The organism is Moritella sp., assembly GCF_033791185.1.
Lineage (GTDB): Bacteria > Pseudomonadota > Gammaproteobacteria > Enterobacterales > Moritellaceae > Moritella.
Map to the genome: position 1 here is coordinate 1 of NZ_JASJHF010000097.1, position 10,652 is coordinate 10,652.

A 10,652-nucleotide genomic window follows, 5' to 3' on the forward strand; every position below is an offset into this window, starting at 1 on the left:
AGATCCAAGAAATCCAGTCCCCGCTGATACAGTAATCGCCAAAATGGAAGGCGATGGTTATGGTTTCGGTTGGAATGTTGGTGCGTTATATGAAATCAATAAAAATAACCGCTTAGGTATTAGCTATAAATCAAAAGTGAAAACTGAGCTTGAAGGTGAATTCACAGGACTTACATCTGCTGGACAAGAAGTAGATGGTACTTTAGATATGAACCTCCCTTCAATTTTAGAAGTGTCTGGTTATCATAAACTAAGCAGCAAATTTGCAGTTTCTTACAGCTGGCAATATACAACATGGTCTGATTTTGGTGATATTATCGCTAATAGCTCTGGTTGTAACGATGGTACAGCTGGTCAATGTCTGAAGAAAACTGAAGACTTCAGTAACTCTAGCCGTTACGCAGTTGGTACTGAATACTACCTTTCTGAAGCGATTACATTACGCGCTGGTTATGCGTTTGATGAACAAGCAGGTAAACCAAGTCTAAGTATCCCAGATACTGACCGTCAATGGTATACAGCTGGCCTGACTTATAAAGCAACTCCAGCATTATCATTTGATTTTGCTGCTGCACTTGTTGCAGGTAAAGAGATTACCTTCGAAGAAGAGTTAAAAGAAGGTACCGCAATAACAACGTCTACATTCACATCAAGTGGCGATGCGTCCATCTACTCAGCACAAATGAACTACAGCTTCTAACCCAAGCTTAATTCATCTTTGCATTTAAAAGACAGCCTCGGCTGTCTTTTTTGTTTTCTGATCAAAATCAATAAAGATCCTGTTTCAGGATCTTTTTTATATCTGCACATTGCAATTAACTAGACGCTCGGTATATAATCTGCGTTATGGAAAATATGACAGACATTAAACTCAAACCTCGCCGAGGTCGACCACCCAAAGTTGCTCGTGAAAATACCGATACCCGCGCATTGTTAATTCGCAGCGGAGTTGAAGTTTTAACCGAGAGTGGTTTTGCCGCGGCTGGTATCGATGGCATTTTGAAAAAAGTTGGCGTACCAAAAGGATCCTTCTACCATTACTTTAAAAGTAAGGAAGATTTTGGTCAGGCGGTGATTGATAACTACGCCAGCTATTTCGCAGCTAAGCTGGATAAATGTTTGCTGGATGAGTCCATCGCGCCGTTAAAACGTATTGTCAAGTTTGCAGATGAAGCAAAACAAGGCATTGTTCGCTTTGAATTTAAACGCGGTTGTTTAGTTGGTAATTTAGGTCAAGAAGTGGCGATATTACCGCAAAGCTATCGTTTGGTATTACAAGATATCTTTGCCGTTTGGCAAGCCAAGGTGCAAACCTGTTTAGAGACGGCTCAGCAACAAGGGGCTATCAAGCAGGACATTCACTGTGCACAGCAAGCTGAATACTTTTGGATTGGTTGGGAAGGTGCGGTGATGCGCGCGCGATTGGTGCAATCAGTACAACCGCTCGATTTATATATCGCGATGTTTATTGCCAGTATCGCCACCCGCTAAAATGAGCATATGAGCCTTGTTATTGTTAACTTTTATTCGGAATCACTAACAAGGCATTATTTCCAACTCAATACCATTTATATGCCGGTGATTTGTCACCGTTATTGATTATAGTTAGTTATTAACTATTATTTTTTAAAAAATTTTACATTTTAATAGACGACCAGTCTATATTCGGAGTAAACCATGTTTAAAGGCATTCTAATCGAAAAAAATGACGACCAATACACAGCGTCAGTACAAGCAATTGATGAATCACAACTGCCAGCAGGTGATGTAAGTATTGATGTTGCTTACAGCACGCTTAATTTTAAAGACGGCTTAGCCATTACAGGCAAAGGTCCTGTTGTACGCAGCTTCCCTATGGTTCCAGGTATCGATCTTGTTGGTACAGTGACGCACAGCGATAGCGATAAATTCCAAGCTGGCGATCAAGTATTATTAAACGGTTTCGGTGTTGGTGAAAAACATTGGGGTGGCTTAGCAGAAAAAGCCCGCCTAAACAGTGATTGGTTAATCAAACTACCAGCAGGTTTATCAGCGAAACAAGCAATGGCTATCGGTACCGCGGGTTACACAGCGATGTTATCTGTTATTGCGTTAGAGCGTCATGGCATCACACCTGATAAAGGCGATGTATTAGTAACAGGCGCTAACGGTGGTGTGGGTAGTTTTGCTATCACACTATTGTCTAAACTGGGTTATAACGTTATCGCATCAACAGGTCGTCCTGAAGAAGCTGATTATTTAAAAGCATTAGGCGCGTCAGAAATCATTGATCGTAATACCCTATCTGAACCAGGCCGTCCTATGGTCAAAGAACGTTGGGCTGCAGCGATTGATTCTGTGGGTAGCCACACCCTAACTAATGTTTGTGCTGGTCTTAAATACGGTGGTGTTGTGACTGCATGTGGTTTAGCACAAGGCATGGACTTCCCTGCAAGTGTTGCCCCATTCATTTTACGTGGTATTACGTTAGCGGGGATCGACAGTGTGATGCGCCCTCTGGCTGACAGAGAAGAAGCCTGGGCTCGTTTAGCTGATATCCTGACAGATGATGACTTTAAATCTATCGGCACTGAGATCAGCTTAGAGGATGCAGTAGCAGCAGCACATGATCTAATGGCGGGTAAAGTACGCGGTCGTGTAATGGTTAATCTACAAAAATAACTGACCTATTAATTAAAATAACACTCTAGCATGACAAAAGGCGCATCACTTGATGCGCCTTTTTCTTTAGCAAAACAATATTACGTTATGACTTGAGACTGTGATTGCAAATGCTTATTACAGAACATTATTTACAGGGTCGATCACTGCGCGCGGTTAAACGTCACCACTTCATAACTTAATGGTGTTAACGTATTACGTTCACTGTCGATGTATTCGATGACCGCTTGGGCATCAGTATCACATACCGTGTTCGCCGCTTTGCAGTTTGGCGTTTCAGCTTGGTAATTTACTTGGTACTTGTTACCCACTTTAGCGATGTTCTTTACTTTAAATCCTGTTAGCTTGCCATCAACATAAGCTAAATCAATACGCTGAGAGCTGCTCTTCTGTGCTTCGTAAAGCGGTGTCCAAGCATCGTTACCCGTGGCGTTATAATTGTTTAATGCGACATTGTAAGTTTTGCTATCTTCAATAGCAGCCCATGATGGCGCATCTTCAGTACCCGTCATCACTTCCACAAAATCAACCTTACCCGCGGTGTTCGCTACCGTTTCAGTGTAGCTATAACGAATGTGACCACCGTAGGGGAATTTACCTGCGTGCGAACCAGCAGCTAATGTTGCGCTTACCGTATCGTTAATTAAGGTTTTAATCACTTTACCCGACACCGGTACCACTGACATAAAGTTAGCAAATGGCAGCATTTCGAGTGCAACGTTACCCGCACGATATTCACCCGCGTCAATGTTAGTCCGAATACCACCAGCACCGATTAAAGCAAAATCAACTTTCATGCCGGTAACTTTCTGCACTGCTGTGGTATTCGCCCAGAAGTATTGGCCTTCCGCTAAGATTGGCGCAACATCAGAACCGTGCTTATCGCTACCGCGATCGCCGGGACGACGTTCATGTTTAATTTCTACCGGTACTTGGGCAATAGTTTTACCATAAGCTTTATCAACTGCTGGCTTGTAATTCACGTCTATACGTTGGCGCATTGCCGCTTCTTCAGCAGTAATGGTGATGTTTTCTGCTTGGTCAATAAACTCAACTACACCTTGGGTCGCTGTCACGTCAAACTTCTCATCGTCTTGGCGTGATGGCTTTGAATAGAACTCATCATTACTTAGCAATACATTGTGTCCATTACAGTTAACAATGTCGCCTTGTTGATTAAAGCTTACTTCTAAACGACCGATAGCTTGTGCATACTCTCCGGCTTGTACCACACAAGTTTGACCTATGCTGTTAGGATTTTTCACCATCTGTGCGTAAGTACCGTTATTGTGTAAACCAAGATTAGTGAAGTCACCTAATAGCGTATGTGAGTGACCACCCACTATCAAATCAATACCATTAACTTTACTTGCGACATCAACGTCTACGGCATTACCGATATGGGTTAGTGCGATAATATTGTTCACGCCTTTGGCTGTTAACATATCCACGGTTGCTTGCGCTGACGTCACCATATTTAAGAATTTAACATCACCGGTATTCGGGGCGATGTTGGCCATGTTATCCAGCGCTAAACCAAATACCGCCACTAAGTCTTTATCTGTTGGTAGGTTATTTAAATCAGTAATAGCGGTCTTTTTGTTGCCATCAAACGCGTAAACCATGAAAGGGCGTAAGTTGGTTTGGTCTTTTAAATCTACATCTGCACTAGTATCAATATTTGCCGCTAATACCGGAAAGTTAACATCACTGATGAATTGATTAAGCTTAGTATTATTCAAATCAAATTCATGATTACCCAATGCCATTGCATCGATACCGAATAAACTTAAAATATCTGCATTCATCGCGCCTTCGTTTAACTTAAAGTACGCACTACCCTGCCACGCATCACCACCGTGTAAGAATAAAAAGCTGTCATCATTTTGCTGCGCTTGCTGCTTATAATCATCAGCCATAGTTTTTAATCGTGGATGACCACCAAACTCGTTATAAACCGTATCGCCATTGGCGGTAAAGCTCGACTTAACCGGATCGAAATTAGAATGGGTATCATTGATATGCGCAACAGTCAGGTTAAAGACCTCGTCTGGTTGCGAAATTTGGGCACAACCCGCTAATAATAGCGCGACAGAAACAGCGGTTAAGCGTGCAGTTAACGGTTTTGAAAAAATCATGATATTCCTTTACGGTTAGAGACTAAGATTAAGTATTTAAATGATAACTTATTAATGGGGGCGTTGAAAAGATGGCTTTATTTAATCTATGTGCTCTTTCAAAAAGTCCAAAAACACTCTAATTTTAGGCGCGATAAGTTCGCGCCTTAAAAAAATAGCATAAACAGCGGTATCTTTGCCATGCGGGCAAAAATCATGTTCATGCATCACTTGCACAAGCTCACCACTGTGTAATTCCTTCTTCACCGCCCAAAGCGGAAGCAGTGCTAAACCGCCATGGTTTAATACCAGTTGTTTCTGACCATTCACGGTATTCACTTCCATCGATTTTTTAGTTGCAATTATTTCTAATGTCTCGCCTTTTAAAAACCAATTGCCCCAGCCCGCATAACCATATTTTATACAAAAGTGATTAGCTAAGTCCTCTAATAACAAAGGACAGCCGCGCTCTTTTAGGTATGTTGGACTGGCACATAATTTAAAATCATTTTCAGACAGCTTGCTAGCAACCATTGAAGAATCAGACAGACGGCCACTTCGGATCACCACATCTACATTCTCTTCAATTAAATCGACCATTCTTTCACTAAGCTCTACCCGTAAATCAACGTCAGGATACTTGGCTTTAAACTGAGGAATTAAGGGCAAGATCACCGCTTCACCAAAACCCACAGTAGCACCGATATTGAGCATTCCACTTGTAGTTTGCTGCAAATCATTAACTACCCGCTTGGCTTCATCGAGTTCAGACTCTATTTGCTTAGAATAACTGTAGAACTTATGACCTGCCTCTGTCAGGGCAATACTGCGACTATTACGATTAATCAGGCGAACCCCAAGGTCACTTTCTAATACTGCCAATTGTCGAGAAATTGAAGAAGGCTGCACATCAAAAAGACGACTCGCTTCAGAGATACTTTTGCACTCAACTACAGCATTAAAATATTGTAAGCGTTTGATCATTTGCTGATACCAAGTTATAGGAGATACTAAAATAGCTAATAATGGTAAAAGAAAAAAATTAACATTACCAGTGCTCAAACCATAGCATATCTTATTATCTCCCCTAGCCGCATATCATACATATGATAATACTTACGCTATAACCAGCCTACATTAGATCTAAGCTTTCAATATGGGTATTTGATCCACAACTAAGTAAATAACCGATGGCTTTAGTGATTTCTTCCGTGCCCATTTTATCTGGGTTTGGCGTATCGAACACTTTTGTCATATCAGTATCAATCATCCCAGGACAAAGCGCGGTAACTTTTACATTGTACGGCTTAAGCTCTTTATGCAATGCACCATTAAAGCCGACAACCGCATATTTAGATGCGCAATAACCACCTCCTGTTGCGAAAGTTTGTTTACCAGCCATTGAGCCTAAATTAAATATATAGCCGTATTGCTGATTTTTCATCACTGCAGCAAAGGCTTTAGCAACAATAAACAAGCCTTTCACATTGATATCGATCATAGTGGAAAAATCATCAATATCTATATCTAGGGTTCCTAAAGTAAGTACCCCTGCATTATTGAAAACAACATCAATACGGTCTAATTGCTCTGCAATTTTAATCAGTTTTTCGTAGCTATTTTTGTAATCCGCTAAATCGATTGAGTGGGTATCAACATTCACCTTCGGGGTGCTTGAATGTATCTCTGCACGAACCTGGTTAAGGGCATCAGTATTTCTTGCGATCAATGTCAGGTCATAACCTTGAGCGGCTAAATACTTAGCAACCGCTTTACCGATACCTCTTGAAGCGCCTGTTACAACGGCATGTTTAGTCATCTTATCGCCCTTATTTATTATTTAGTGATTACTTAGTTATAGCCTAGCTACGATTTAGTTGAATTAGGATTCAGATCCTAATTAATGCATTTTGCCATTAAGCGTAACCAAAGATCCGCTTAGGTTGGTTTTTGATGCTTGTGTCAGTTCAATCATTAATTCAGCCATTTCAGCTGGGTTAACCCAAGTTGAATGATCGGCATCTGGCATCGCCATTCGGTTCACTTCTGTGTTGATAATCGTCGGTAGCACAGCATTAACCTTAATACCAGCTGCAGCACCTTCCGCCGCCATACTTTCAACAAGACCATTCAAGGCTAACTTTGAGGCCATGTAAGGACCAAAACCAGCTGGAATATTACGCACCGTATCACGAGCTGAAACGAACATAATAGAGCCGCCACCGCTTTTTTCCATGGCATTGAAAATTTCACGGCCAAACACAAAAGCCGTCATGAAGTTGGCATTAAATAGTTGCTCAACTTCTTTAACTTCGATGTGCTGCCAATGTCTCCAAGTATAAATGCCACTGCAATGATAATGCGCTTCGATATTGCCTAAGATTTCAGTTGCTTTGGCAACAAGTGCTTTACTGTCGTCTTCATTAGCAAGGTCGCCAAGCAACACAGTGATTTTACCCGGATACTGATCTTGCATTTGTTGCGCACGAGCTTCGTCACCTTTACGCCCAAAAGCCACAACCTGAGTACCCGATTCGATAAGATTTTTAATGATGATTTTAGCTGTCACAGAAAAACAAGCAGCGACGGTAGCAGTTTTAATAGTATTCATTTTAAGCCTTAAATTGTGTAAGTCATTTAGGATTAAAATAATACAAGTTGCTTTAAAGGATTTGAATACGGCAAATAACAAAGCATGTTTGCTTAAAAAGCAACGACCAAGTTACATGCTGAGGATTGTTGAGGTAAAAAGGGAACCTCGAAAACGGGTTCCCTTACAATTTTTGGTTATTTAACACCTAACTAACCTGAACTCAACTTAACGATGTTAGACATTTTCACGCAAAAACGCAGCAAGTACTTCCATGTATGCTTGGCTTTTTCATCCCTGAAAAAGACATTTTGCTTAGCAAAGTCTAAATCCTTATTCAGTCTTGCTTATCCCGAGTTGAGGTTAACTAGATAACAAAAAACAAATTGCTACTTTAATTAGCTTTCAGCCAATTTTCGATCTTTTGATTAACCAGATCAGGCGAAGACTGCATGAACCAATGTCCACCAGGTACAGCTTCAACTTGGCCTTTATTCAATGTTTGAATCTTTGATTCCCAGCTTTTAGCATGAAACCAAACCTTTTTATCTTTACCATAAAGGAATAGGAAAGGCGTTCCATAATCTTCTACTTCACTCGCCTTTGCTAAGTCTTTAGATAATATAGATCTCCATAAATGCCAGTATGGATAGGTCATTCTAGGATCTGTACGCAAATCTGCAGCGGTTTTGTTCGGATCGACATCTTCAATATTTAAAATTTCATCCGCGGTATAAAATGTTAATTTTTCGCCAATAAATTCCGGTAAAGTCCAAGCAACGGCAAGTGCAAAAGTGTATTTTGCATTAACAACAGGCCTTTCTTCATCACCAAAACTACCGATATCAAAGAGTATTACCCTATCTACCAAATCATTTTTATCCAGATACGGAAAAGCATAAATAGCACCCCAGTCATGCGCCAGAACAGTCACGCTTTCCTTATTCAAACTTTTGATAAAAGAGTCAGTAATCATTCTGATCTGCTTCATACTGTAATGCGGTCTTTCGCCATTATCCTCTAATTCAAATCCAGGTAGGGTAAATCGAGCAATCGAATAATCTTGTTTTAGATATTCAACCTGTTTATCCCAAAGCTCCAGAGAGTCAGGGTAACCATGGATCATCACCAAAGTATCTTCACCTTCACCATCGAATTTTACTTCAAGATTTTTTACTATGCTGGGCAGGTTTTTCTCAAATTCCGCATCTGGCATCGGCCCGGTAAAAGCAAATGTGTAGAGCAGATAGAGAATGGGCGAAAGCACTACGAGTACTAACGATAAGGTTATAATTATGACCTTTTTCATGTTTATCCTTTTCATGTGGTTAAAAATACCAAGTAGGCGCTTGCTTTTGAGCTCTAAAATAAACCTAGTAACTACGTTAACATCGCCTGCACCCTGATAATTAGAGTAATAACACTAATTTAAATTTAATGAAATAGCTTCTAATTAGTTATGTGAGAAGCAGCGAATTAAGTCTCAAGAAAGCTTGAACCTCACTACTTGATTATGCTTACTTTCACACTCCAAATATAACACCCAACAAGTACACAAAAAACCAATGATAATAGTTCTCATTTAGATTTGATGTGCTAGTATAACCTTTTGTTAACCCGTTAAATATCAACTGAAGGGATACCGGTTATGCTCAATGCTTTATCAATTCAAGTAAACGCTGTTACAAGTAGCAGTAAATGGCAGCTGCTTAATAAACGTTTATTGCTGCCAGTTACTATGATGATATTAATCTGGATGGCAGATACTCAAACATTAACAATACAAGTACTGGCGGATGCGTTTTGGCAGGTCGCAGCTTATGTTGCAGCAACACTCGCTATTTATTACGGTATCTCTGCGAAGTTGAGTAAACACAATGCATTGAGTAATTTAATTCGCAGTAATAGTCGCTATCAAGTGTTATTCGCTGCGGCGATGGGCGCTTTACCTGGTTGTGGTGGCGCGATAGTGATCATTACCCAATATGTTAGCGGCCGCGTTAGTTTCGGTGCTGTAGTCGCGGTATTAACAGCAACTATGGGCGACGCTGCATTCTTATTGTTAGCAGCACAACCAATGACTGGGCTATTTATTATAACCATAGGTTGTATTGTTGGTCTCATCACCGGCCTGATCATAGATGCTATCCATGGTCCCGACTTTCTGCGCCCTAAATTAGCCAAACAGCTGCTTGCTCAGGGAGTGGAGCAAGGCGCTGTGCAAGATGACTCAAAACCAGTATCAGCATTAGGGTTAAAGCTACAAGGGCTATTTTGGCAGTGGTTAATTATTCCAGCCAGTATCATTGCAGTTATGGGTTCACTACAAATCGATATCGATGCGCTATTTTCAATCACAGCAGGGTCAGTTAACTTGCTGGGCGCATTTCTGGTACTGATTGCCATGCTGTTATGGGCGATGAGTCGTGAAGTAACTGATTATGAATCTGCGGTATCTGAAGATCCGAAAACAAATATCAACAACCTGTTTCAACGCATTGCTCAAGATACTAACTTTGTCACCAGTTGGGTGATCGGCGCATTTTTGTTATTTGAATTAACTATGCATTGGACGGGACTAGACCTTGCGATCATATTTCAAAACTGGATGATCTTTGTTCCTCTGTTGGCGGTAATGATAGGTTTACTGCCTGGTTGTGGTCCGCAGATCTTAGTGACGGGGTTATATTTGTCCGGCAGCATTCCTCTTTCAGCACAGTTAGGTAACGCCCTGAGTAACGATGGTGATGCGCTATTTCCCGCTATTGCCCTAGCGCCAAAAGCGGCTTTCGTCGCCACCTTATATTCAACCCTGCCAGCCTTATTTGCAGCATACAGTTATTACTATTTATTTGAATAAAATGATGGTACGCAGTCGCGTATTGGTTAATTTAGCTAAATAATTTGTTCAAAGCATAATTTACATTTATAAAAAAGCCTTAATCACGATATATCAGATTAAGGCTGTTTTAATTTCTGAGACTTAGCGTTTAACCGCTAACAACAGAGATATAATCGCAAATTTGCGAATGACATCATGCAGCCTGTAGATAAAAGCATACAAGATTTTCAAATATTTATGTCTTCAGTGTGACATAAGTCTATTTTTCTTTCAATGTTGGCCAAACAAAGGGAGCAGGCTTGGTGGCAGTCGTTTCTGCTACTGCTGTATTCTGAGCGAGTATCGCCCTGATTATTTTCCCCGTTTCTTTATGCTTACTACAAAATGTTTTTAGGTATAAAATTTCAACTCTACTGCGTGCCCAAGGGGTTGTACGCAGAAA

Annotated in this window: 9 protein-coding genes and 1 pseudogene; 4 read left to right on the plus strand and 6 right to left on the minus strand. The window is 40.7% G+C overall.

The window, feature by feature from the left end:
* The 3 genes from QNK26_RS06010 to QNK26_RS06020 form a co-directional block, all read left to right on the plus strand.
* The coding region (locus tag QNK26_RS06010) for an OmpP1/FadL family transporter (RefSeq protein ID WP_319221519.1) at positions 1–700 on the plus strand (700 nt) is incomplete at its 5' end.
* A gap of 155 nt (positions 701–855) precedes the next feature.
* Positions 856–1,491 (plus strand): TetR/AcrR family transcriptional regulator, encoded by a 636-nt coding sequence (locus QNK26_RS06015; protein WP_319221520.1) that lies wholly within the window; start codon positions 856–858, stop codon positions 1,489–1,491.
* Between the two features lie 186 nt (positions 1,492–1,677).
* Positions 1,678–2,661 carry an MDR family oxidoreductase gene (locus tag QNK26_RS06020; protein ID WP_319221522.1) on the plus strand — a complete coding sequence of 328 codons (984 nt, stop codon included), beginning with the start codon at positions 1,678–1,680 and terminating at the stop codon, positions 2,659–2,661.
* A gap of 143 nt (positions 2,662–2,804) precedes the next feature.
* Here QNK26_RS06020 and QNK26_RS06025 read toward each other — a convergent pair whose 3' ends face one another.
* The 5 genes from QNK26_RS06025 to QNK26_RS06045 form a co-directional block, all read right to left on the minus strand.
* Positions 2,805–4,799: a bifunctional metallophosphatase/5'-nucleotidase gene (locus QNK26_RS06025; RefSeq protein ID WP_319221523.1), complete on the minus strand. Its 1,995-nt coding sequence runs from the start codon at positions 4,797–4,799 to the stop codon at positions 2,805–2,807.
* Between the two features lie 81 nt (positions 4,800–4,880).
* Positions 4,881–5,762 (minus strand): LysR family transcriptional regulator, encoded by an 882-nt coding sequence (locus QNK26_RS06030; protein ID WP_319221525.1) that lies wholly within the window; start codon positions 5,760–5,762, stop codon positions 4,881–4,883.
* A gap of 148 nt (positions 5,763–5,910) precedes the next feature.
* Complete coding sequence (locus QNK26_RS06035; RefSeq protein WP_319221527.1) at positions 5,911–6,597, minus strand: SDR family oxidoreductase; 687 nt, start codon at positions 6,595–6,597, stop codon at positions 5,911–5,913.
* Between the two features lie 81 nt (positions 6,598–6,678).
* Complete coding sequence (locus QNK26_RS06040; RefSeq protein ID WP_319221528.1) at positions 6,679–7,389, minus strand: SDR family oxidoreductase; 711 nt, start codon at positions 7,387–7,389, stop codon at positions 6,679–6,681.
* Between the two features lie 373 nt (positions 7,390–7,762).
* Positions 7,763–8,677 carry an alpha/beta hydrolase gene (locus QNK26_RS06045; protein ID WP_319221530.1) on the minus strand — a complete coding sequence of 305 codons (915 nt, stop codon included), beginning with the start codon at positions 8,675–8,677 and terminating at the stop codon, positions 7,763–7,765.
* A gap of 339 nt (positions 8,678–9,016) precedes the next feature.
* Here QNK26_RS06045 and QNK26_RS06050 point away from each other — a divergent pair, with 339 nt between their 5' ends.
* The gene (locus QNK26_RS06050; RefSeq protein ID WP_319221531.1) at positions 9,017–10,228 is read left to right on the plus strand and encodes a putative manganese transporter; all 1,212 of its coding nucleotides are present in this window, start codon (positions 9,017–9,019) and stop codon (positions 10,226–10,228) included.
* A gap of 241 nt (positions 10,229–10,469) precedes the next feature.
* Here the strand turns inward: QNK26_RS06050 and QNK26_RS06055 are convergent.
* Positions 10,470–10,652: pseudogene (locus QNK26_RS06055) on the minus strand (DUF2132 domain-containing protein); the annotation flags it as partial.